At 39.8% G+C, this 24364-nt stretch carries 19 protein-coding genes; 4 read left to right on the top strand and 15 right to left on the bottom strand.

The annotated features are described in order from the left end of the window. Positions 1-37 precede the first annotated feature (37 nt). Positions 38-5587, top strand: coding sequence for a hypothetical protein (locus tag VOI17_RS02855; protein ID WP_323755720.1), 5550 nt, complete (start codon positions 38-40; stop codon positions 5585-5587). Here the strand turns inward: VOI17_RS02855 and VOI17_RS02850 are convergent. From VOI17_RS02850 to VOI17_RS02795, 12 genes are all read right to left on the bottom strand, one after another. Further along, positions 5574-6194: a class I SAM-dependent methyltransferase gene (locus VOI17_RS02850; RefSeq protein WP_323755719.1), complete on the bottom strand. Its 621-nt coding sequence runs from the start codon at positions 6192-6194 to the stop codon at positions 5574-5576. The two genes, VOI17_RS02855 and VOI17_RS02850, sit on opposite strands and share 14 nt — an antisense overlap. Beyond that, positions 6191-7030: a UbiA family prenyltransferase gene (locus VOI17_RS02845; protein ID WP_323755718.1), complete on the bottom strand. Its 840-nt coding sequence runs from the start codon at positions 7028-7030 to the stop codon at positions 6191-6193. Before VOI17_RS02845 ends, VOI17_RS02850 begins: the two co-directional genes overlap by 4 nt. A gap of 99 nt (positions 7031-7129) precedes the next feature. Beyond that, positions 7130-8005, bottom strand: a complete 876-nt coding sequence (atpG, locus tag VOI17_RS02840; protein ID WP_323755717.1) for an ATP synthase F1 subunit gamma — start codon at positions 8003-8005, stop codon at positions 7130-7132. 25 nt (positions 8006-8030) lie between these two features. Then, the gene (gene atpA / locus VOI17_RS02835) at positions 8031-9605 is read right to left on the bottom strand and encodes a F0F1 ATP synthase subunit alpha (protein WP_068411252.1); all 1575 of its coding nucleotides are present in this window, start codon (positions 9603-9605) and stop codon (positions 8031-8033) included. 27 nt (positions 9606-9632) lie between these two features. Continuing rightward, positions 9633-10190: an ATP synthase F1 subunit delta gene (atpH, locus tag VOI17_RS02830; protein ID WP_323755716.1), complete on the bottom strand. Its 558-nt coding sequence runs from the start codon at positions 10188-10190 to the stop codon at positions 9633-9635. A 6-nt stretch (positions 10191-10196) separates the two neighbouring features. Then, a complete protein-coding gene (gene atpF / locus VOI17_RS02825; RefSeq protein ID WP_323755715.1) occupies positions 10197-10691 on the bottom strand; it encodes a F0F1 ATP synthase subunit B in 495 nt (164 codons plus the stop codon). Between the two features lie 74 nt (positions 10692-10765). Continuing rightward, positions 10766-11026: an ATP synthase F0 subunit C gene (atpE, locus tag VOI17_RS02820; RefSeq protein WP_416376041.1), complete on the bottom strand. Its 261-nt coding sequence runs from the start codon at positions 11024-11026 to the stop codon at positions 10766-10768. Positions 11027-11061: 35 nt separating this feature from the next. Continuing rightward, the gene (atpB, locus tag VOI17_RS02815) at positions 11062-12099 is read right to left on the bottom strand and encodes a F0F1 ATP synthase subunit A (protein ID WP_323755714.1); all 1038 of its coding nucleotides are present in this window, start codon (positions 12097-12099) and stop codon (positions 11062-11064) included. Positions 12100-12111: 12 nt separating this feature from the next. Then, on the bottom strand, positions 12112-12504 hold the full coding sequence (locus VOI17_RS02810) for a hypothetical protein (protein ID WP_323755713.1): 393 nt from the start codon (positions 12502-12504) through the stop codon (positions 12112-12114). Between the two features lie 28 nt (positions 12505-12532). Beyond that, positions 12533-12784: an AtpZ/AtpI family protein gene (locus VOI17_RS02805; RefSeq protein ID WP_323755712.1), complete on the bottom strand. Its 252-nt coding sequence runs from the start codon at positions 12782-12784 to the stop codon at positions 12533-12535. 38 nt (positions 12785-12822) lie between these two features. Further along, a complete protein-coding gene (locus VOI17_RS02800) occupies positions 12823-13248 on the bottom strand; it encodes a polymer-forming cytoskeletal protein (RefSeq protein WP_323755711.1) in 426 nt (141 codons plus the stop codon). A gap of 26 nt (positions 13249-13274) precedes the next feature. Beyond that, a complete protein-coding gene (locus VOI17_RS02795) occupies positions 13275-14132 on the bottom strand; it encodes a M23 family metallopeptidase (protein ID WP_323755710.1) in 858 nt (285 codons plus the stop codon). A 105-nt stretch (positions 14133-14237) separates the two neighbouring features. Between VOI17_RS02795 and VOI17_RS02790 the strand changes: the two genes are divergently transcribed. The 3 genes from VOI17_RS02790 to uvrC are packed head-to-tail and all read left to right on the top strand — an operon-like array spanning position 14238 to position 20949. Beyond that, a complete protein-coding gene (locus VOI17_RS02790; protein ID WP_323755709.1) occupies positions 14238-16808 on the top strand; it encodes a hypothetical protein in 2571 nt (856 codons plus the stop codon). A 2-nt stretch (positions 16809-16810) separates the two neighbouring features. Next, positions 16811-19135, top strand: a complete 2325-nt coding sequence (locus tag VOI17_RS02785) for a penicillin-binding protein 1A (protein WP_323755708.1) — start codon at positions 16811-16813, stop codon at positions 19133-19135. An 8-nt stretch (positions 19136-19143) separates the two neighbouring features. Next, complete coding sequence (gene uvrC / locus VOI17_RS02780; protein WP_323755707.1) at positions 19144-20949, top strand: excinuclease ABC subunit UvrC; 1806 nt, start codon at positions 19144-19146, stop codon at positions 20947-20949. A 37-nt stretch (positions 20950-20986) separates the two neighbouring features. On the opposite strand, the gene VOI17_RS02775 is transcribed toward uvrC, so the two are convergent. From VOI17_RS02775 to gldL, 3 genes are read right to left on the bottom strand one after another with little or no spacing between them, the layout of a single operon-like run. Next, positions 20987-21949 (bottom strand): hypothetical protein, encoded by a 963-nt coding sequence (locus VOI17_RS02775; protein WP_323755706.1) that lies wholly within the window; start codon positions 21947-21949, stop codon positions 20987-20989. Positions 21950-21951: 2 nt separating this feature from the next. Then, positions 21952-23556, bottom strand: coding sequence for a gliding motility protein GldM (gene gldM, locus VOI17_RS02770; RefSeq protein WP_323755705.1), 1605 nt, complete (start codon positions 23554-23556; stop codon positions 21952-21954). 11 nt (positions 23557-23567) lie between these two features. Further along, positions 23568-24338 carry a gliding motility protein GldL gene (gldL, locus tag VOI17_RS02765; protein ID WP_323755704.1) on the bottom strand — a complete coding sequence of 257 codons (771 nt, stop codon included), beginning with the start codon at positions 24336-24338 and terminating at the stop codon, positions 23568-23570. Between the last annotated feature and the right edge of the window lie 26 nt (positions 24339-24364).

Raw genomic sequence — 24364 nt, 5'->3', positions numbered from 1 at the left:
TGAGAGTTTATTTGTGCTATATATAACCAAACGTGTCGTGTTAATACTAAAACTGGTCAAGAGATTTCTTGTTTTATGTTTGATCGTATGCTCAAACCAATTACTCTTTGCCCAGTCTCCAATTACTACCATTAATGTAAGCTCCACAGCAGCTCCAGATTCCCAATATAATCAAACAGCTCCCGCAGACGCTAGTAATAATATTAACAACAGTGGCTCTACTATTTATACAGTGCGTAACGGCACAGGAAATGACATTTCAGTATCTAGCTATGTTGTAGGCGGTAATACTTACAGTAATTTTTTGGCTCCCGACACTTTGGCCATAAGGCGAACCGATGGAAGTAAATTCGTAAACATTTGGTATACCCTAAACCAAATCAATACGGGCACTACTCCGAATCAATTGGATTTAGACCCAAGGGCCGTGTCTGATGCCGACCTTATTTATCAAATCGGAAATATTAATGCGGGCTATGATAATATTTTAGTAAACCAAGACGATTTGGCTGGAGATGCTATACAGGCTCAAATTGAACGAGTAGATATTATTTGGTATACGGGCGTTGCAACTTGTGAACCCGACAATGCTGTTTTCCCTATTTTAGAAAGAGGAGGTAATGATAACATTCGTGTGGCAGCCATTACTTCTTTAGACAGTAATGGAGACCCAAATGGATATTCATCAACCGTACTTATCGAAGCCTCTGATTGGACCGGAGCGGGACAAACCTTCAATAATTATTTGATCTTAAGAAGACAGGTGGTAGGTCAAAACCCTTTACCATTACTCAATATTGGTACTATAGCTGGCCAAGCGGCTCAAGCCATTAAAGGTGTTGCCGTTTCTTTCACTGAGTTGGGTATTTCAGCCAATCAGGTTGTTTATGGCTATTCGATTTTCGCTTCCGACACAAATGAATCAAATCCTGGAATTGATTTAACAGACATTAGTACTTTTCCGACCACCACCCTTTCATCTGTTTCCGGCCTTGACTTAGTCGCTGGAGTAGCCGCTGCTGTTTCATCCGACAATTGTCTTTCCCCTGCTGTTGGACCTGGAGGTTATAAAGCCGCCTTATCGACTTGGTTAAAAGCCAATGTAGGAGTCACTACTGCCACAGATGGTAGCACCATAACCGACTGGCAAGACCAGTGGATAGGTAATAATGACGCCACCTCAAATACTGGAACGGTGGTGTATAGAAATACTTCAAGCAATATCAATTTTAACCCAACGGCTGATTTTGGAAACGGAAACAATAGCCTAGATATTTCAAATAATGACGCTTTCAATACGGCCACGTCTTACACCAAAAAGGGAATTAACCTAGCATTTCGCACAAGCGCAAGTGACATCAATACAAGGCAGGTACTGTACAAACAAGGAGGAAATTCACGAGGTATAAATATTTATATCCGTAACGGTAACCTCCACCTTACAGCATGGAACACTCCAAATGACGGGCCTGGTTCACCCTGGAATAACAGTGGAAATGTCACTTCAGTAAGTGCTGCAGTAAGCACCAATACTGAATACATTGTGACATTAGAGGAAAATGGAAATTCATCAGGGACTGGTACAATCACCGCGTATCTCAACGGCCAAAGTTTCGGCTCATTCGGAAACGTTGGTATACTCTATCGGCACACTGGAGGAATTCAGTTTGGTGGATCTGATGGTAATATAAAGTTTGATGATGGCTCAAACAACAGTGGAAACTCATTTTACGGAGAAATCTCAGAACTTATCTATTGTAACGAACCTAGTGCCTTTCCACTTACACAGCGCAATAAGATTGAAAGCTATTTGGCGATCAAATATGGCATTACGCTCGATCAATCAACTCCAATCAATTATACAAACTCTGCTGGATCGGTAATTTTTAACACAACCTCAGCAGCCTCAATTGGAGGATTTTTAGAGTACAATAAGGACATTGCCGGAATAGGAAGAGATGATAACTCAGCTTTTGAGCAACAAAAATCAAGGAGTGAAAACAACAATTCCGTGGTAACAATCAACCATGGGGGAAGTTTTTCTTCAAACGATTCGTGGTTGATTTGGGGTAATGATGGAACCGCTGTAACGGATACAGAAACTGCAGACGTTCCTCCATTGATTTCTAAACGCGTAAAAAGAGTTTGGCGCGCTGGCGAAACAGGTGAAACGGGAAACAACTCGATAGCATTTGATATTTCTAAATTAAGCGTTTCAGGCAGTCCTGTAGCCTCTGACTACAGTTTGCTTGTGGCAGGAAATAGCTCAGATGGTGATTTTTCTTCTGCCACGGTGATTACAGGCGGTGTTTTAGCAGGAAGTACACTCACATTTAGCAATGTAAATCTAGCCAATGGAGAATATTTCACTATCGGTACGGCCTTTATTGATTGTGCTCCTGGCGATGTGAGTACAAACCTAACCTTATGGCTCAAGGCTGATGTTGGGCCAAGCTCTACTACAAATGGAAGCAATGTAAGTACATGGGCCGACCAAGCAGGTAGCAACAGCGCTTCGGCTGCTTCGGGTGATGAACCAAACTACGAGAGCAATTCTATCAACTTTAACCCTGCCCTTAATTTTGATGATAGCAATACTGAAGAAATGTCAGGTACAGCTGGTTTCAATTCTGCTGCCTACTACATGGTTATTAATACAGACCTTGACTATACTTCTGCTTCGGCTCAAGAAAGCATAATGGAATTTACTGTACCAGGGGCTGCTACAAATCAGTTTGGTAGCTTAGCTTTTGGAAGTGTAACAGGAGCTTTTAATGACGAAATCATTACTCATGCTATTGGAGGATCAGGTACACGTTATAGGAGAGCGACATCACAAGCCGCTTATGGCACAATTGCCAATAATACCACCATGATGTTTGGGGTGAAAAACAATGCAGCAAATAACAGTACCGAGATTTTTGTGAATGGTCGCAACCAAGTAAACTTGAGTGATGGTAACTTACTTACTTCTACCAATGTAGCTTATCGTATTGGTGGAAACTTAGATGCCAACACCTTCACTAACGATAACTTTGATGGCCAAATTGCTGAAGTAATTTCATTTTCAGCACGTCCGTCTGATGCAGAACATGCGAGAATACAGTCTTACTTAGCCATTAAATACGGAATTACACTAAGTCAGAATTCGGCTCAAAACTATGTGAACTCTGCGAGTAGTGTGATTTGGAATGCCACGACTAACTCAACTTATAATAAAGATATTGCTGGAATAGGCAGAGACGATGGCTCTTGCTTACAACAAAAACAATCTAAAAGTGCGAATTCGGGTTCCATTGTAACCATTGGGAATGGTGGGATTTATACAGACAACGTTTCGAACCCTAATAGTTTCTCAGTAGACAATTCGTTCTTAGTATGGGGTAGAGACGCAGGTAGTGCATTACAGTCAGGAGCGAGTGCAAGTGATTTACCGGGTAACGTAACCCAACGAATGACGAGAAAATGGAGAGTTGCCAAATCAGGTACTATTGGAAATACCTCTGTTTCCTTCGACCTTACAGGATTAGGATATTCATCAAACCCTGCAAACTTCCAATTGATTGTATCTTCTAGTGCAACAATGGCCAGTGGTTCAACTATCTCAGGAGGAACATTCAATGGAAATGTGATCACCTTTAATAACGTTAATTTTGCAAATGGCAATTACTTTACCCTAGGTACAGCGCGTGAAACTTGTGGCCCTGGTGGTATAAAAACGGATTTGGCTTTATGGTTAAAAGCAGATGCTGGCACAGGAAGCACAACCAATAATACTGACTTAAACACATGGGCAGATCAGAGTACAATTGGTAGAAACGCCTCAGAAGCCAATTTAGGTGGTGGTGTACCCGTGGAACCTAAGTATCAAACCAATCAGATTAATTTTAATCCAGCAATTAGTTTTAACGATCCTAACTCAACCAATGCTTCGTTCATGAAAACCTCTGGGGGTAATAATGTTTCCGAAGACTTCACATTGATTGCTGTTTTTGAAACAGGTCAAGCGGGTGGGTCTACAACTAATTTTGAAGATGCGCCAGCTATTATCGGAGGTGGTGATTCTGGGGGTAATAATGATTATGGGCTCGGAATTTCTGAAGGGAGAGTACACGTAAATGCTTCGGCTAATGCAACGCTGAATATCCGAAGTACTTCTGGGCCAGTGTATAATAACTTTGAACCATTTATTGCAACCGCTACAAGAATAAAATCTACAAGTGCAGGTGCCATTCAACTTTACATTAATTCGCTCAATGTGGGGTCTTCAGTCTCTACCAACACTTCATTAACCGGTCCAGGCTCATTCGGTATTGGAAACCATGATGATGCTAATGTGGCATCGCAATTCAGTGGTAGAATTGCTGAAGTATTAGTATTCTCTGATGACCTAACGGAGAACGAAAAACAAAAGGTAGAATCATATTTGGCGATCAAATACGGAATCACAAGAAATGCTGGAGGTACAGCTTATGAGGATTATTTATCTTCTGCTGGAACGATTACTTGGGATTGGTCAGAACAATCTGTTTACAATAATGATATTGCTGGAATTGGTCGTGATGATGCCTCATGTTTTCAGCAATGGAAATCAAAAAGTGAAAATAATGATGCCATGGTGACCATGGAAATGGCTGGTTCTTTCTCTGCGGATAACTCATTCCTGATTTGGGGAAATAATAATGCAGCAAAAGAAGGCACAAAGGCAGACGGAAACACTGAATACAACTCCTCTCAAGTGAGCGGTAGATTGTTCAGAGAATGGTATGTTCAAGAAACAGGGACTGTAGGAACTGTGAGTTTAACCTTTGATTTAGCCGCAGTTACCGGCCCTACTGGCATAGGTACAAACAACTTGAACCAAGTGAGATTAATGCTTGATAGTGATGGTGATTTTACTTCAGGAGTAACTTTAGTATCTCCAACATCAATTGATGCAACCAACAAAAAGGTGACCTTTGCAGTCAACCTAAATGATAAGCAATACTTCACTTTAGGCTCCTTACAAGCCACTTCATTGCCTATTACCCTATTATCATTCGATGCGAAAAAAACCAATGAGGATTACGTTAGATTGGATTGGAGCACCGCAGCCGAATACAACAATGCATATTATACCATTGAAAGAGGTTCAAATATGGAAGACTTTCAAAGCATTCATACACTAGTGGGAGCTGGCAATAGTGAAGATATCAATAATTACTTCTTTGTAGACAAGGCACCTAAATCGGGAAATAACTTCTATCGCCTAAGACAAACCGACTTTAACGGAACCTCTTCCGTTTCTGAAATTAAAAGAGTACTTATTGAAAAAACGAGCACGTCTCAAAGCTTCAATGTATTCCCTAACCCAGTAAACCATGGTGAGTTGATCACCTTAAAGTATAACGTTGACGCAGAGAACGAAGTCCTTGTACAGATAATTTCAGGCGCTGGTGTACTCATCTATAGTCAATCTGTAATACTTCAGCCAGAAAGTGGAAATATAAAATTAGAAACCACAGACTTAAATAAAGGCCTCCATATGGTCGTTATCACGGATAAGGTAACTCAAAAGCGAAAAACCTTTAAGGTTATTGTTCGCTAGTATATACTGAAGAGAATATTAGGCCATTCATTAACGTGAAATTTTCACTTCTTGAATGGCCTCTTTTTTTGAACTTAGGATCAAAGTTGATCAATGATTCTGACTCTAGCTTTGCAGTAATTCTAAAAAAGGAAAACATAAGCCACAGTAAAAAACGATGTCTGGTTTTTTTTGTATCATAAAAGTCTGAACAGATCCACATACCTCCATTGTGGAGTTTTCCAGAAAGCGTAGACATAACTTGATCTAATCGTGGTTCCGAAAAGACATCAAGAAAAAAATTGGTGATAATCACATCATATTTATGATCAATCGGAATAGCATTCTCCTCTCCATGAATAAAATCAATGGAGTCATTAAAGGCACTATTTCTTCTAGACAGTGAAATCATCTTCTCCGAAGCTTCCACATAAGTCAGCTTTCCTTTAAAGCCTGTGTTAAACAGTTCGTTGATAATCCATCCCGTGCCTCCGCCCATGATTAAAACACTGGCGTTCTCAGGAATCAAGGGTAGAAATTGAATTTGAATCTGCTTTAGCTTTTTTCCAAATACAACTTTAGCCAAGCCGTCATACACTGGGGCGATGAGGTTGAAATTATTCTTCACAATAGAATATAGATCAAAGGGAAAAAGAAGATGCCGTCTCCCGCAAGTCTGTAACGATCATTGCGTTGGAAAAAGCTGGGAAAAATTAAAAGCATGGCCAAAACTAGCGTCATCACAAACAAAATATACTCTGAGCTTAACCAACGCGCACCTGTCATAACAGGGTTCAGGTAAACTATGCCGCCAACAATAAGCAATACATTAAAGACAAGAATAACAATGGTTAGTTTTCTGACAAACACGTTACCATAAATCGTTACTATGGATTGAATATTATTGCTTCTATCACTCTCATGTTCGAACACAGGAAATACAAGGAGATTAGAAAGTACAATGAGAAAAAAGACCATGAAAATATAAAATACAAATGGATCCAAGTGCGCTAATAAACTTAGCGGTGCTACGAAAACTCCAAAGCTGTAGATTATGGCTGCCAAAAATTCCTTATGCCAGGTCTTATTAAGCTTAAGTAAGTGCAATGAGCCAATGTAAATCAAAACCAAAAGCGCCAGAATCAAGCCTAATTTTGTAGTAACCCAAGGCAAGTAATACAGATTAACTACCCCAACAATGAAAATGCCCAGCGCAGTGTAAGTTATTTGTTTAAAGTATTTATGATGAAAAGCATGGCGTTGGTTAGTTGAACTTCCGCTCCCCTTTTTTGCGTCAAAAAGATGATCAATAGTATAAATCAGCCAGATGGCCACGCCCAAGCCAATGAGCATCGAGCTTTCAAGCCTAACGCCAAGCAATTTAGCCACGTACAAGCTACAAATTATTGCGCCTGCCGTAACGTCAAGGCTAAGGTTCTGAATAAGGATCAAAAGCTTTCTCATAGCGATAGATCAAATGTATGGAAAGTTACGAACCAGAAGCAAACAAAAAAGCCCTCTGATTTCTCAAAAGGGCTTTCTCTACTTATTACAATTGAATTTCTATTTATCAGCAGCTAAAGCTTCTGCTCCACCAACAATCTCTAGGATTTCTTTGGTAATGGCTGCCTGACGTGTTCTGTTGTACATCAATTTCAGTTCTTTCAACAAGTCACCAGCGTTATCTGTTGCTTTGCCCATGGCCGTCATTCGAGCACCATGCTCAGAAGCATTAGAGTCTAATATTGCCTTGTAAAACTGAATTTTCAACGATTTTGGAATCAAGTCTTCAACGATAAAATCCTTTGAAGGCTCAAAAATATAGTCAGTACCTGTAGAAGAAGCTTCATTGTCTTGTTCTACCTGAACGATTGGAAGCAATTGCTCGCTTCGAATGATTTGAGTTGCTACGTTTTTGAACTCGTTGTAGATCAATACAACTTTGTCATATTTCCCTTCCACGTAACCGTTCATGGCAAATTCAGCTGCCTCACGAGCGGTTTCAAAGCTCAGTTTAGAGAACATATCCCAATAAGCAGTCACATTAGTGAATTTCTGCTTTTTGGACATATCAAACGCTTTTTTACCAATTGGCATCACATGAATAGCTGCACCCTCATGGGCTTTGACTACTACATTTAATGCTTTGTTGATATTTGAGTTGAATGCTCCACAAAGTCCTCTATCAGAGGTCACAGGAACGATAAGTACATTTTTTACTTCACGCTCTTGGGCGTAAGTTGTCATGGACTCATCGCTGTTACCAGCAGATACATTGGCAAGAATGGCCGATAGTTTCTCTGAATAAGGTCTCAATTGAATGATCTTATCCTGAGCTCTTCTCAACTTGGCAGCAGCAACCATTTTCATGGCCCTGGTAATCTGCTGAGTAGAAGATACCGACTTAATTCTTTCCTTTACTTCCTTTAAATTCGCCATCTATTACGATTTAGGCTTAATGAAATTAATACCTACTTGCTAAGTCTTTTACAGTCTTTTCGATTGCTGAAGTAGCAGCTTCGTCTAGCTTACCTGCTTTCAATAAATCAAGTGCTGCTCTTTCAGAAGTTCTCATGATTGTTAAGAATTCCTTCTCAAACTCTCTCACTTTTTCAACCGGCACTTTATCTAAAAGACCTTTTACAGAAGCATAAATGATTGCCACTTGCTCTTCTACTGGTGATGGAGAAAACTGTGCTTGCTTAAGAATTTCCTGGTTTCTTCTACCTCTATCAATAGTAAGTTTAGTAGATGCATCCAAATCAGAACCGAATTTTGCAAAAGCTTCCAATTCACGGAACTGAGCTTGATCAAGCTTCAAGGTTCCAGAAACTTTCTTCATTGATTTGATCTGAGCGTTACCTCCTACTCTTGATACAGAGATACCTACGTTAATTGCAGGACGTACACCAGAGTTGAAAAGGTTGGTTTCCAAGAAAATCTGTCCGTCTGTAATTGAAATTACGTTGGTTGGAATATAAGCAGAAACGTCACCTGCTTGTGTTTCGATAATTGGAAGGGCTGTTAAAGAACCACCACCTTTTACTTTTCCTACTAAAGAAGGAGGAAGGTCGTTCATTGCCTGTGCAATATCATCGTTATCGTTAATTTTTGCAGCTCTTTCAAGAAGTCTAGAGTGCAAATAGAATACGTCACCCGGATAAGCTTCACGTCCCGGAGGTCTTCTCAAAAGAAGAGAAACTTCACGGTAAGCAACTGCTTGCTTAGACAAATCATCATAAATTACTAAAGCTGGTCTTCCTGTATCTCTGAAGTACTCACCGATAGCAGCACCTGCCATTGGCGAGAAGAACTGCATTGGAGCAGGATCAGAAGCACCGGCCAATACCACAACAGTGTAATCCATTGCACCACCTTTTTCAAGGGCTGCTACTACTCCTGCTACAGTAGATGCCTTTTGACCTATGGCAACATAGATACAAAATACAGGCTCTCCTTTTTCGTAGAATTCTCTTTGGTTAAGAATAGTATCGATAACTACAGCAGTTTTACCTGTCTGACGGTCACCAATTACCAATTCTCTTTGGCCTCTTCCAATTGGAATCATTGCGTCAATCGCCTTGATACCTGTTTGAAGAGGTTCTGTTACTGGCTGTCTGTAAATTACCCCAGGAGCTTTTCTCTCCAAAGGCATTTCAAACGTTTCGCCAGAAATAGGTCCTTTACCATCAATTGGGGTACCAAGGGTGTCAACCACACGGCCAACCATTCCTTCTCCTACATTGATGGATGCGATTTTACCTGTTCTTTTAACAGTATCGCCTTCTTTGATTTCAGCTGATTCACCAAGTAATACAGCTCCTACATTGTCCTCTTCAAGGTTCAATACTAGGGCCTTCAGTCCGTTTTCAAATTCAAGAAGTTCTCCTGATTGCGCTTTAGACAAGCCGTAGATTCTGGCTACACCATCACCTACTTGCAATACAGTACCTACTTCTTCTAATTCAGCTTCTGATTTAAAGTTAGAGAGTTGCTCTCTCAAAATTGCTGAAACCTCATCAGGTCTTACATCTGCCATGTTATGATACAGTTATGTGTTAATTATTTAAAACTCCTTTACGTAAGGGTTTTTGCTAAATTCTAATTTCAATGCTTTCAATCTAGAATTGATTGAATCGTCAATTTGACGATCTCCAACTTTCAAGATAAACCCACCAATAAGGTCTTGCTCTACCTTTTCAGTCAGTTCTACTTTTTTGCCAGAAATCTTCGTTACTACTGCCTCAAATTCTGCTCTCAAACCAGCGTCAATAGGGAAGGTAGTAGTGACCGTAGCCTCTGCTATTCCTTTTTTAACATTGTACTGATGGTGGAACTCTGTTGCAATCGCAGGAAGATATTGTTCACGGTGTTTCTTTGCAAGAATTTTGAATATACTCAAAGTAAGGCTGTTCACTTTACCTTCAAATACTTGATTGAGTATGGTCAATTTCTTGTCATGCGGCACTACCGGGCTTTTTAACAAAAGTAAAAAGTCCCTGTTTTCCTCAATCATTTGAGAAAATAGCAGCATGTCTTTGTTCACGTCTTCCAACATACCTTTCTCATCTGCTAGTTCAAGCAGTGATTTGGCATAACGGGAAGCAATTCTGTATACAGACATTTATACCTAATTAAGGTTCAAATCTTTTACAAGGCCATCGATGAGCTCTTTTTGAGCACTCTGATCGGCCAATTCTTTTCTCAACAGTTTCTCTGTTATATCGAGTGAAAGACGAGCTACTAATACCTTTACATCGGTTAAAGCCGCTTTTTTCTCATTTTCGATTACTGCTTTAGCATCTTCTATCATTCTAGCAGTGATCTTAGAAGTTTCTGATTTGGCTTCTTCCTTAATAGTAGAGGCCACAGTAAGTGCTTCTTTTAAAATACTATCTCTTTCAGCTCTCGCTTCTTTTAATAGTTTTTCATTATCTGCCTGAAGCGCCTGCATTTCATTTTTTGCTTGTTCAGCAGAAAGCAATGCGCTCTCGATAGTTTCTTCTCTTTCTTTTAAGCCAGCTAAAATTGGTTTCCAAGCAAATTTGCCCAAAACAAATAATAGAATGACAAAGCCTACCACTTGGTAGATTATTAATCCTGAATCTGGTAGTAATAAGTCCATATCGCTTTTTGTTAAAATTAAACTCAGGCTGTGCCTAACGCACAAGCCTGAATTCATTAATTCAATTACCTAAATTAAAGAGCACCAGTGATTGTCGCGTTGTTAGCCAACAAGAAACACACTACTACACCAAACAAGGCGATTACTTCAATAAGGGCAGCGATGATCAACATCCCTGACTGCAATTTACCTGCAGCTTCAGGTTGTCTAGCCATACCTTCCATAGCAGAAGCACCAATTTTTCCAATACCAAGACCTGCGCCTATTGCAACAAGACCAGCACCAATACCAGCTCCCATAAGGGCATAACCAGCAGTTAATAAAATAGCGAACATAATTTGTCTATTAATATATGAAACAAAGATTCTAATTAATGATGTCCGTCATCAACGGCTTGGCCGATGTACATAGATGAGAACAAGGTAAACACGTAGGCCTGAATTAAGGCAACTACAATTTCAATGATCAAAATGACAGTAGAGAAGAGTGTTCCCACCACACCAACTGCGACACTTTGAAGTATAAAGCCCAAACCTACAATACTCAATACAACGATGTGACCAGCTGTAATACTAGCAAACAAACGAAGCATCAATGAAATAGGCTTAGTGAAAATTCCGATAATTTCTACAATCAAGATTACTGGTCGAACTGGAAGCGGAACACCTGGTGTCCACAAAATATGCATCCAATAGGCTTTCTTTCCATTCACATTGGTAATGATGAATGTGATTAAGGCCAAAGTCATGGTGACAGCAATATTACCTGTAAGGTTAGCTGCACCTGGCGTTAAGCCCAATAAGTTGTTGAAAAGGATAAAGAAAAACAGGGTCAATAAATAAGGCATAAAGCGCTCATATTTATGACCAATATTAGTTTTAGCGATATCGTCTCTTACGAAAACAATAATAGGCTCGAAAAACGACTGAATACCTTTTGGTGCTGAAACTCCTTTTTTATAGCGCTTTGCTACAGTAATGAACACCAATGATAGAACAACAATACTTATAATAAGTGATGCTACGTTTTTGGTAATCGATAAATCAAGGAATTCTGCATGATTTGTAGAGTGCAGTTTGCCATGCTCTAGCATGTAACCATCTACTTCAATTGGATTGTGATCTGCATCCACAAATTCAGATGACATGTGAACTTTGAATCCGTGCTCGTAATCATAAATAATTACTGGTAGAGGAATGGTAACGTGGGTATGACCAAGCGTAATTAAATGCCATTCGTGGGCGTCTGTAATATGGTGCATGATAAAATCAGTACCACCAGCCGCTTTCTCCTCTCCATCGCTATCGCTAGAGGCTCTCAAATTATTTAAACCTGAAACACTAAAAAGAGCCATTAAGAGGCTAATCATCAGTATTTTGGAAGTATTCATCTTTGGTAGTCTCATCATGGTTTTTAACCCCTATCCTGAAATTTGGCGCAAGTTAGACAGAATGGTATATATTTCAAACACTAGATAGAATAAATAGACCACGAAAAAATTAGCTACCCAAATCATTTGATCCTCAACTCCTCTAAAAAGAACGATACCTATAAAGACCATACTAAAGATTAGCCTTAAAACTGTGGTTCCTAAAAAAAGATTGGTGCGGCTCTGTGGGTCTAAGTTTTTAACCCCCCAATGGCTCATTCCAACAATAATCAACCCGAGTACAGCCGAGAAAATAAGAATCGGCCAGATTTGGGAATGAATAAAACTTTCAGAACCTTCGATTTGTTGCAAGCCTAAAACTAAGGCTGCAATTACCCCAGAGAATATTAAAGTTTGGGCAATTTGTTTACTCAACTTTTGCATGGCCACAAATTTAGGCCAAAGAATTGGCTTAGTTGTCTTTCGGTAAAGATTTAAATAACATATAAAAGGCTCCGAAAGCACCGATGAAGATCATGATAATAATATAGAGGGATTTACCATTGTTCCACCATTCATCCATTTTAAACCCTAACCAGCCACAGAGGCCAATAGTAACAAACAGTTGAATGCCTAGCTGTGAGTATTTCAGGTAAGCATTCCCTGCACGTTTTAAAGGTTTCTTTTCTGACTTCTTATCCTCAGGAATCATTTCAGAATACATGTTTTGTTAAAAGAGCCCTTCAAAAACCTATTTGAGGCTTAGGCACTCTTTATTGTCCCTTCTCTCGACTGACTTAAAGGTTTTGCTATTTCAATGTCTTTGGCCAAATAGCCCATTTTACAGCCTCCGTTAAAAGTAGCACCTGGCTCTACTACCAATTTATTGGTGAGTATATCGCCATTAATTACTGCGGTGGGCTTTAAAATCAGCAGTTCAGAAATTTCAATATTGCCTTTAATCGTTCCAGCAATTTCAGCAGTACGGGCCGTCACATTACCATCGAGTATGGCATCTACGCCCATTACTAATTTGGCTTTAGCCTTGGCGTGACCAAATATTTTGCCTTCAATTCTTATATTGCCAATAGACTCTATACTGCCTTCAAGGGTCGTGTCTTTACCAATAATATTACTGGTATTGCTTTGTTCTTCGGTAGCCCTTTTTTCTTCCTTGGATGTAAACATATTATTAATAGTTGAGTTGGGAGGGTCTAAAATACAATGAAATCTTCAGGATTCACAGCACTTCCGTTATACCAAAGCTCAAAATGCAAATGTGGCCCATTTGTCAACTCCCCAGTATTTCCGATAATGGCCAAAATCTCACCTGCGCTAATGAAATTACCGACTTCTTTAGTAAGTGCAGAATTATGTTTGTACACTGAAATCAAATTTTCTTTATGCTGAACGGCTATTACATTTCCAGCATCTTGTGTCCATGAAGCAAATATTACGGTTCCATCTGCTATACATTTTACCGGCTCATCTTTCTTTGAAACCACATCAATTCCAAAGTGCTCGTTTCTTGGGTCGAAAGATTGAGAAACGTAACCACTGATCGGTGAAAACAAATACGTCTGCCTCAACTCCATATTATCCATATTTCGACCTAGAAGGAAATCACCTCCTGTTTCAAATTCAGACTTAAAGAGTGAATCAATTTCTTGAGAATTAGGATCTCTTGTGAGTTGAACCGCATCAGCGCTAGTTTCAGCGAGCTCTTCGCCTTCCGTTGCCTGATCCCCATCCAAAACCCGTTTCATACTTTGAATAAAGAGATCTCTATTTTCTAGTTCTGTGGCCAATGAATCCAGCGAAAGGCTCATAGTCACCAAATCCTTTCTGGTTTCTCTTTCAGCATGTGTAGGATCAAACCACTGGGCCAAAACCGTATTTACCAAGTAAAAGCTGATTACAAAAACTATAATCAAGGCGAGAAGACTAAAAAAGACAATCCTAGCATAAGTGAAATTGTAGGTTGCCTTATGAGAAAAGTCTTCCTCATTCTGAATAATCAGGATATGCCTGTTATTCAACCAGTTCGAGAGTGTTTTTTTATTCTTCGCCACGGTTATTTTCTAAGGGAAACAAAAATATAGATTAATAGATAATCCACTTCCTTTATTTGTATTAATTAAGATTTAATTTCGTTCCTTAATCGGGTAAACGAGATTTTGAGATTTAGATTTTTACATATCGCCAGATTTTTTGGTCTGCTGGCCATTACTTCGCTCTTCATAGGCTGCAATTCGAAAGGGTATCAGAACATGAACGCTCGGTACAACGGATACTTCTATGCCAACCAATATTTAAATGAAGTCAATCAACAAATTGAAGATTCATACCAGTATAATTACGATCAAGTACTAAAAATCTACCCAGATATTGATTCAGGTATCATAAAGAGCAACAAGGCCAAGCTAGACGATGCATTTAAAAAAGCTTCTCAAGTTATTGAGTGGTACGGAACAAGCGACTGGACGGATGACAATTATTTAATTATTGGTAAAATTCGCCACCTCAGGGCTGAATTTCAGTTTGCTATAGAAACCCTTCAGTATATTAATCAAACCAGCAAAGACGATCCAACCAGACATGCTTCATTGATCGCCTTAATGCAAACCTACATGGATGCTGGCGATAAGGATAAGGCCAAAGAGGTTTCTAATTATCTGGAAACTGAGGAGCTTGATAATGAAAACATGGCCAATTATAAAGTGATGTTGGCGTATTACTATCAACGTGAGCAGGACTATGAAGCCATGGCCTCAAACCTCAAAGAGGTGGCGGAAGTCATTACCAAAAAAGACACGAAGTCTAGAATCAATTTTATTCTAGGACAAATAGAACAAGAAAAAGGGCAAAATGCCGAAGCCTATAAATACTACAAAGCCTCCTTGGCAGGCACCCCACCTTATGACCTTACTTTTCACGCCAAGCTGAATATGCAACAGGTGAGTACGGTAAATGGCGCAGCCGAAATAGAAAGGGTCAGGAAATTTTATGCTCAGCTCTTAAAGGATGGAAAAAACAAAGAATACCAAGGCAAGATCTATTACGAAATGGGAGAATTCGAAAAGAAGCAAACCCATTATGACCTAGCCATTGGCAACTACCTGAAAGCAGTGGCGGTTGAAGAACCTTCGCCACGACAGAAATCACTTTCTTATTTAAGGATTGGCCAGCTCTATTTTGATATCTATGAGAAATTCCAGCTATCAAGCAATTATTATGACAGTGCGGTTTCAATAATGCCAGCCGATATTGATGGTTACGCGATTCATGTAAAACGAAAAGAGGTGCTCACCGACTTTGTAACACAACTCAAAACCATTCAGGTGAATGACAGCTTGCTTTCTTTGGCAGAACTACCCGCCATATCATTAGATGCCTTCCTTGATAATTACTTGAACCAACAAGAAAAAGAGGCCAAAGCACTCGAAAAAGAAGAAAGACAAAATCAGGCTTCTACAGGTTCCGTTATCTCCCCTTCCAGCGCTGGCGGTTTTACTTCCAATACGCCTTCAAGCGAATGGTATTATTACAACGATGCGGCAGTAGAACTTGGAACAATAGAATTTCAAAGACGTTGGGGCAACAGAAAACTGGAAGACAACTGGAGGCGCTCTTCAAAAGAGGCTTCTTCAACTACAGAGGAATCAACCGATGAAGCCATTACGGCTGACGCAACTGAAAAACCAGAAGAAGCCGCTTCAGCTGATGAAGGAAGGGCTGCAAAGAAAAAAGAACTACTGGCCACTATTCCTACCACACCAGAGGCAAGGGATCAACTGCACTTAGAGATTCAGGAAGCTTACTTTAAATTAGGGGCTGTATATAGGTTTGGACTGGGAAAAGACGCCAAGGCGGCCATCAGTTACAAAACACTTGTTCAAAAATACCCTGATACGATATATAAGCTCGATGCCCTTTTTGCATTGTATACACTGTACCTTGAAACTGACGCGAACCAAGCCGAAGGTTATAAGCAGCAAATTATTGCTACTTTCCCTGAATCGTTGATTGCTAAAACGCTCATCAACCCGAATTACTTGGCTGAAAAAGAAGCGCGCAACAAAGCACTGCAAAAAGTATATGCATCGGCCTATGGCGCTTATGAGAATGGAGAATATGTGAAGGCCGATCAGATTTTACGAGGCGCCTTGCAATCATTTGAAGATGTCGACTTTCTACCCACTGTAGAGCTGCTTTCGGCCATATTAAAAGCCAAAACGGAAAACTTGTTTTCGTATGAAGAGGCCTTAAAAAACTTTGTAGAAAAGTATCCAGAAGGCCGTTTGACCAATTACGCTAAAGATCTTTTACTAGCCGTTAACCCAATAAAGGAAACCATCGTAAGGAGTGATGACTTTGAATACAGCGAAGACCTTAAACAACTTCACCTTTTAGCGATTGTATATAACAATGAAGTAACTAAGACTACTGATTTAAAAGCTGCAATTGAAAATTTCAATAAAAATTCATTCTCCCATCTAAAACTAAGTGTGGGACAATTGGAGTTTGATGAAAGTAAAAAGCTGGGCATCATGTTCATCAATTCTTTTGAAGATAAGAAAACAGTAGAGGCCTATCATAGGGCATTCAAAAAAGCTTTAGCAGACTTCACTATAGAAGTCGATTCAAATTTTAATAATTTTGCAATATCACGAGATAACTTTCAGATGCTCTTTCAAACTAAAGCGTTAGAGGCTTACCTCAGATTTCATAATAGATTCTATCAATAGACATGGCCAAGGAAGAAAAGAAAGGTGACAAAAAAATACTCAAGAAGTTAACGATACTCCTTTGGGTGGGCTTCGTTTTGGCTTTTGTGGGCTTCCCAGTGTACATCTGGGCAGTAAGTAGCAATACGGGCCAATTATTTGGAGAACTCCCCAGCTATAGCCAACTAGAAAATCCTGAACAAAATCTAAGCTCATTGCTTTTTAGTGCCGATGATGAAATCCTTGGTGCCTATTACAGAGATAACCGGAAGCCAGTAACCTATGACCAGCTTGGTCCTAACTTGATCAATGCGCTAAAAGCAACAGAAGATATACGTTTCAACGGCCATTCCGGAATTGACCTACGCAGTATGCTAAGGGCTGCTTTCGGGGTGATTACTTTCAACCCACAAGGAGGCGGAAGTACAGTAACCCAGCAATTGGCCAAAAACCTGTTTGATACCCGTATTATTGAAGAGGAAGAAAAAGGAAAACTAGAAGGCGTTAACGGCTTGCTTGATCAACTTATTTACAAAACGAAGGAATGGATTTTAGCAGTTCGTTTAGAGCGATCATATACCAAAGACGAACTGATGGCGATGTATTTCAACCAAGTGAGTTTTGGAAACAACACTTTTGGAATTCAGTCTGCCGCTGAGAGTTTCTTCAATAAAAAGCCAAAACAACTCAATGTAGAAGAAGCAGCAGTACTTGTGGGTCTTCAAAAAGCAGTTACGCGTTATAATCCTTTAAGAAATCCAGAAAACTCAAAGTCGAGAAGGAATGTCGTAATGAACCAAATGGTGAGGTACGGATATCTAGACAAAGCGGCCTATGATACCTTGGCCCCTCAAGACATCGTGCTTGATTATAACGCCCAAGACCAAAACTTTGGTCCAGGCCAATATTTTAGAGCAGAGGTACAGAAAGACCTTATTGTAATTGCCAGAGATTTAGGCTACGATTTGTTTGCCGATGGCCTAAAAATCTATACCACCATTGACAGCAGAATGCAGCGCTATGCAGAACAAGCAGTGGACAGCACCATGCGCCAAGTTCAATCCAGTTTCTTCAACAAATTGAAGGATGCCAACGGAAATATGCGCGAGCCATGGATTGATGATCAAGGCCGAGTAATCAAAGACTTTATAGAAAAAATACTACCTAGAACCGAAAGATATAGAAGCTTGGAGAAAGAATATGGCGAAGGCTCCGACTCAATAGATTACTATTTGAATAAGAAAGTTCCGATGAAAGTGTTCTCCTGGAAGGGAGCAATTGATACTGTATTTAGTCCAATCGACTCAATAAAGTATTACAAACACTTTTTACAAGCTGGCTTTATGGCGGCTGACCCTCACAATGGCCAAATCAAGGCTTGGGTAGGAGGCATTGATTATGAGTACTTTAAATTTGATCACGTAAGATTGGGGAAAAGGCAAGCAGGCTCATTATTTAAGCCATTCCTATACGCCACAGCCGTTGAAAAAGGATTCTCTCCTTGTTATGAGTTTGTAGATCAACCGATTACGATTCCCATCCCCGGACAATCAAACCCTTGGTCCCCTCAGAATTCCGATAATGTTTTCAGCGGTGAAAAGATGACAATGAAAACTGCCATGGCAAAATCCGTGAACTCTATATCGGCAAGAGTAATGGACATTGTAAAACCCGATAATGTTTCAAAAATGGCCAACAGACTAGGGGTTGAATCGGAAGTAGGTCCATATTATTCTATTGCACTGGGCACTGTGGATGTTTCGGTAAAAGAAATGGTTTCGGCTTTTGGCACATTTGCCAATAAAGGCACACATATCGAAGCCCATTATGTTACCAAAATTGAAGACCGCTTTGGTAATGTAATCTGGAGCAAAGTGCCTCAAAAGAAAAGAGCCATCAGCGAAGATGTGGCCTATGTAATGTTGAATATGTTACAAGAAAATACTACTAATGGCTCTGGTATCAGGCTTTGGAGTGAGTACAAAATCACAAATTTTAACCAAACTGAAAACTCAATAGGCTCTAAAACAGGAACAACACAAAATGCTTCCGATGGCTGGTTTATGGCCGTAACCAAAGATTTAGTAGCTGGTGCTTGGGTAGGCGGAGATGATCGTGCCATTCACTTTAGCTATTGGGCCGATGGACAAGGGGCAAGAACAGCACTTCCAATTGTAGGTCGATTCTTTGAAAAAGTTTATAAAGACAGTACCATTAACCTCCAGAAAGGGCTTTTTGAGCGTCCAGCTAACCTTGATATGGAGATCGACTGCCAGAAGTTTCAAGACATACTCGTACCGCAGGATACCACCTCTGGTTCTACAATTTATGATCCGGAAATATACTAAACTGCTCAATGGAGGCGACCCGCTTTTCACCAAAGGATATTTTAAAATTACCCGACAATCCGGGCGTCTATCGGTATTATAATGCTGAGGATACGCTCATTTATGTGGGGAAGGCAAAATCTTTAAAAAAACGGGTATCAAGTTATTTCAACAAGTCAGCACAGCACAGTAAGAAGACCAGTCGCATGGTCAGCGAAATTGTGAGCATCGAAATTGTGCTGGTCAATTCCGAGTTTGACGCACTGTTGCTGGAGAATAATTTGATCAAGCAGAACCAGCCTAAGTACAATATTCTGCTCAAGGATGATAAGACGTTTCCTTACCTCTGTGTTTCCAATGAGCGATTCCCAAGAGTTTACAGTACGCGTAAATTGATCCCTTCCCTTGGTAGATATTTTGGACCTTTTACCAATGTAAGGGCCATGAACAATGTGCTCAAACTGATCAATAGTTTATTCACTTTGCGTACTTGCCGCTATGACTTATCTAAAGAGAACATCGCAAAAGGAAAATTCAAAGTATGCTTAGAATACCACTTGGGTAATTGCAAGGGACCCTGCGAAGCTTTTCAAAGCGAAGAAGATTACCTCAAAGATGTTGATCAGGCATTGAATATTCTGAAAGGAAATTTGGGACTACCCAAAAACTACTTCAAAGAGCGAATGCAAGAAGCTGCCGAACAGCTACAATTTGAAAAAGCGCAAGAATTTAAAGAAAAGCTCGAGTTGGTAGATGAATTCCATTCTAAATCAGTGATAGTAAGCCCAAAGCTTACGGATGTAGATGTATTCTCCATTGTTTCTGATGAAAAGTACGCCTTTGTCAATTATATCCGAATTAAAAATGGAATGATTAATCTCTCCAAAACCAATGAGATTAAGAAAAAACTCAACGAAACGGACGAAGAAATTCTATCACTCATGTTGGTGGATATGCGAGATCGTTACCAAAGCATTACAAAGGAAATCCTTACCAATAAGCCAATAGATCTAGGCTCCGAAACCTTTCAGCCCGTTGTGCCTCAAATTGGAGATAAGCGTAAATTGGTAGAACTCTCTTTGAAGAACTCACTATTTGCGAAAAAAGAAAAATATCAGTCGCTGGACAATGTAAAGGACAAAGGGAACAGAGTATTGAAGCAGTTGCAAAAAGACCTTCAACTGAAAGAATTGCCCGTGCATATTGAATGCTTTGATAACTCAAATATCCAAGGAACAAACCCAGTGGCTTCAATGGTGTGTTTCAAAATGGGGCGCCCATCAAAGAAAGATTACCGCCATTTCAAAATTAAAACGGTGATTGGCCCCGATGATTTTGCTTCTATGACAGAAGTAGTAGGTAGGCGATATAAGCGTCTCTTGGAAGAGGATCAACCGTTGCCAAAGCTCATCGTCATCGATGGAGGTAAAGGCCAGTTAAGCGCTTCTTGTGAAGCCTTGAAAACCTTGGGTATTTATGGACAAATCCCCATTATTGGTATCGCCAAAAGGCTAGAGGAAATCTATTTTCCAGAAGATTCATTCCCTCTCCACATTGATAAAAAGTCAGAGTCGTTGAGATTGATTCAAAAATTAAGAGATGAGGCTCATCGCTTTGCCATCACTTTTCATCGCGATTTACGAAGCAAAAACAGTTTCAACTTTGAACTTGAGAATGTGAAAGGTATCGGAAGGTTTACGGTAGACAAGTTGCTCAAAGAGTTTCGCACCATGAGTGGAATCGAAAAGGCTAGTTTCGAAGAATTGTCTGCGATAGCCGGAGAGAGTCGGGCAAGGCGAATTCAGATTTTTTTCCAACAAAAAAAGGAGGCATAAGCCTCCTTTTTCATTTATAATTACTTTCTAACCTTCTTTAGTATTCCCAAAGGTTATGCATTGTTTCTAATAGCTGATACCTGAAATCCCTTGAAATCTCCATCAAACTTCTCTTTCCTGCTCCAATTTGAGATTCAAAGAACTGCTCCATGGCCACATCACTTGGGTTTGAGAACTTGATGATATTGGAACTGAACAATCGCATATCAAACGCATTACTCAAGCTAATACCAAAGTTTCGAGGGTTACGGGGATTAAACCAAAATGCCCTTACATTAGCCTCTTTATTGGCAAAGCTTTCACTATACACTTTATCTAAATAGGCAACCAAGTCTTTGTATTTGATTCTTACCATTTCCTTTTCAATGCCTCCAGCAATATCAGATTGCGCCACCACTTTTACAGACTGTATATCCCAAATTGGTAGGGATCTATTTCTGTCAAACATCAAATCCTCTTCAATTTCCAACATGGCAATTTGGCCCTTTGGAATACTGTCAGGAGCCAGTTTCTCTTGCCTTTTCTGTTGTACGTATTGCTCAGGCTCAACCCCACGAGTAATGGCTTCAGTTCTCCAGCGCTCTACTTCATCCAAAGTAGCATCTTCCCCCTTGGTTCCATCAATGATCACCCTGTCCGTATATGCATTTCTATCAGAGAGTAAATCTGAAGCTTCATAACCTTGCGTTAATGGATTATAAGGAGCAATTCCTTCCCCTTCAGCAGAGTTATACCACAGGTCTATGCCTTCGAAAATGATCTCAACAATTTTAGAATGACTGGAATTCCAACCCTCATTAGACTTCTCTCTCATGTCCATTTTTGACCATACCCTAATGCTGAACATTACATCCTCATTTCGGATTGGCCTAACAGAATTAATATTATACCTTCTTGAGTTTTGTACACTATCAATCGGTGCGGCTCCATTAGAATTGGCCTGACCAAAACTACTGGCACTCACTAAGAGTAAAAAACAAATTGCTGAGAGAGTTCTCATAATTAATTAATATTTATTTCTTGTGCATCGCTATACTTCACCACTTCATTCTTATTGGCAAAGTTCAAGCGCGTATATTCTTCTACAATAACCCTAATCCTATCACCAGCCCTCATATTAGATTTAAATGCTGTCAATTCGAAATCAGTTTGTGCTGCGGTTATATTAATAGTACCACTCTCACGATTATTCTTAATCAAAATTATCTTACCCTTTGATACAAAGAATCGAGCATCATCAGGGTAGTTCTTCAGAAAATCTGGATCAGGCTCTAATACTAAGCTTACTTTATTTGGAATACCACTGTAACCCTTTTCAGCATTATAGACTTTATCGTCAACTTCAACCACAAACCTAGGTCTTGGTATAGACTTTACAGTAAAAGTCTTATCACCAATTTTGGCTCCTCCACTACTAACGCCAATAACCACATTTCTAGTGCCTATTGTTGGAATTACTACTAACTCTCCCCTTTTGGAACCTTCACGTTGTTCTGCGCCTTGCACTGTAAAAGAAGGGTTGTAAGCAGGACCTAAAGAAGGAACATTCACTTGTAAAACGTTGGCAGAGTTCTGATAAAGGTTTTGAATGGCCTCTGATTCAAACTGAATTACTGGCTCAGCTACCATAAACTCATGTACGATAGGAACGGTCTTAATCTCTCCCCCATCGTTGTATGTAATTTCTGCTTCAAATTTCTGCTTAGAAATGTTATCTACATAATTAGTCGCAGATGCTCTGAACTTGATTTTTCCCCTTCCGTTTTCAACTGTTAGTTTTGACCCATTATAAGTCATAGTAGGTTCCAATGCCGAGTTAGAAGCGGTTAAGAATAGTTCAGCTTCAAACTCAGTACCTGCAGTAACAACGTTTGAAACTGGCAAAACTGTGCCTGTAATTTGGTCAAACCCTTTTACGGCTGTTGCTCCAACTCTACCACCTAGTAAACCTAATGCTTCCGATTCACGGGCGTAAATTTGGTTCTCATAAAAGGTCAATTGAGCTAAGACCGCAGCCAAAGGTGTTTTGTAAAAGTTCAAGTTTGCAAAATCTTTTCCTTTCTCTTCTGGGTTATTCTTATAGAAATCTATTTCGCTAGCATCTAGGGCCAATGATGCCCAGTTCTTGTTGATACCAATTTGAGATAAAACTGATTTCATCTCGTCATTATACGTATCTAAACGAACTTTCATCTCATCGGCTTTCTTCTGCTCCACAAGATAATTCGAGGGCTCTTCATATTTCTTTAAAGTGCTTCTCTTATAAACTGCATCCTTATCATTTCCAGCTGTTGTCAAACCAACCTCTTCCTTGATCTCCGCTAGGTACTGCACAATATCCGTAGTCTTTTGGCGAACTTGTTTCGCAGCATTCACTACGGCTACATCAGTATCTTTATTTCCTTGGTCTCTAGCCGCCTTGTCGATACTCGTTAAAACTTGTGCATTACTTGTTGCATAAACTTGGTTTGAAGTTTCCAAGCCTGCTTCCATCAATACAAACTTTTCGAGTACTGCATCTTTAATCTGTAAGGCCAAAAGAGCTGTCAGTACGAGATACATCATACCAATCATCTTCTGCCTTGGGGTTTCTTTACCTCCTGCCATAATAGATCAGTTTAATTTGATGATTTCATTGCTGACAACATTGCGCCATACACTTTGTTAAGTGAATTCACATTGGTATTTAGCTTGCCCATTTGAGCTTTAAATTCTTCTGCTTCTTTAGTTGCAGCAGACACTCCCGCTAAAGCAGTATCAATATTTGCATAGAAGGTTTTAATTGCTTTCACGTGTGATTGTGAATCGTTCAATTCTTCTTTATACACCTTATTTAGTGCGTCCAGCTGGGTAGCTGCATTTTGCAGTTGCGTTTGGTAAGAGCCTACTGAAGTTTTCAATTGTGCCTGAATTTCTCCAGCTCCTTTTGCCGACTCGGCCATTTGAGCCATCGCTGTTGCTGTCGCTGTTGTACTCTGATTAATTTTACCTAAGCTTTCAGATGCTTTCTTCGCACTATCTGCATAAGTATTAGTAGCCGAAACAGCATTAGACATATCTGACATCCCTTTCGCATTGGCAGCTAGGGCGGTCATTCCTTCACCAAATTGTTTGAGGCTTTCTTTACTTACTGCAGCTTCCTTCAAAATTTTGCCTAGACTTACCTCGTCTTTACCACTTTGAACACTGGAATCGGCTCCAATTGAGTTTGCCTCGTATAATTTTTGTGTGTAATCGGTTGACTTTGGTTCAAAAGCACTAAAAGCAAAAATTAATGCTTCTGTACCCAAACCCACAATTAGCATTTCGCTGGCAAACGCCCAGCCTTCTAATTTAAATAGGGCTCCTATAATTACCACTGCAGCGCCTAACCCATATATTTTGGGCATTATGTCGCTGTAAAATTTTTCTGAAA

Origin of the sequence: Roseivirga sp. (genome assembly GCF_034669765.1) — a bacterium.
GTDB lineage: Bacteria > Bacteroidota > Bacteroidia > Cytophagales > Cyclobacteriaceae > Roseivirga.
This window is presented reverse-complemented; position numbering and strand designations above follow the sequence as displayed.

Excerpts from the sequence above, each read along its gene's own strand:
- VOI17_RS02845 (WP_323755718.1), bottom strand. The coding sequence starts at position 7,030 with ATGAGAAAGCTTTTGATCCTTATTCAGAACCTTAGCCTTGACGTTACG.
- atpG (WP_323755717.1), bottom strand. The coding sequence starts at position 8,005 with ATGGCGAATTTAAAGGAAGTAAAGGAAAGAATTAAGTCGGTATCTTCT.
- atpA (WP_068411252.1), bottom strand. The coding sequence starts at position 9,605 with ATGGCAGATGTAAGACCTGATGAGGTTTCAGCAATTTTGAGAGAGCAA.
- atpH (WP_323755716.1), bottom strand. The coding sequence starts at position 10,190 with ATGTCTGTATACAGAATTGCTTCCCGTTATGCCAAATCACTGCTTGAA.
- atpF (WP_323755715.1), bottom strand. The coding sequence starts at position 10,691 with ATGGACTTATTACTACCAGATTCAGGATTAATAATCTACCAAGTGGTA.
- atpE (WP_416376041.1), bottom strand. The coding sequence starts at position 11,026 with ATGTTCGCTATTTTATTAACTGCTGGTTATGCCCTTATGGGAGCTGGT.
- atpB (WP_323755714.1), bottom strand. The coding sequence starts at position 12,099 with ATGATGAGACTACCAAAGATGAATACTTCCAAAATACTGATGATTAGC.
- VOI17_RS02810 (WP_323755713.1), bottom strand. The coding sequence starts at position 12,504 with ATGCAAAAGTTGAGTAAACAAATTGCCCAAACTTTAATATTCTCTGGG.
- VOI17_RS02805 (WP_323755712.1), bottom strand. The coding sequence starts at position 12,784 with ATGTATTCTGAAATGATTCCTGAGGATAAGAAGTCAGAAAAGAAACCT.
- VOI17_RS02800 (WP_323755711.1), bottom strand. The coding sequence starts at position 13,248 with ATGTTTACATCCAAGGAAGAAAAAAGGGCTACCGAAGAACAAAGCAAT.
- VOI17_RS02785 (WP_323755708.1), top strand. The coding sequence starts at position 16,811 with ATGGCCAAGGAAGAAAAGAAAGGTGACAAAAAAATACTCAAGAAGTTA.
- uvrC (WP_323755707.1), top strand. The coding sequence starts at position 19,144 with ATGGAGGCGACCCGCTTTTCACCAAAGGATATTTTAAAATTACCCGAC.
- VOI17_RS02775 (WP_323755706.1), bottom strand. The coding sequence starts at position 21,949 with ATGAGAACTCTCTCAGCAATTTGTTTTTTACTCTTAGTGAGTGCCAGT.
- gldM (WP_323755705.1), bottom strand. The coding sequence starts at position 23,556 with ATGGCAGGAGGTAAAGAAACCCCAAGGCAGAAGATGATTGGTATGATG.
- gldL (WP_323755704.1), bottom strand. The coding sequence starts at position 24,338 with ATGCCCAAAATATATGGGTTAGGCGCTGCAGTGGTAATTATAGGAGCC.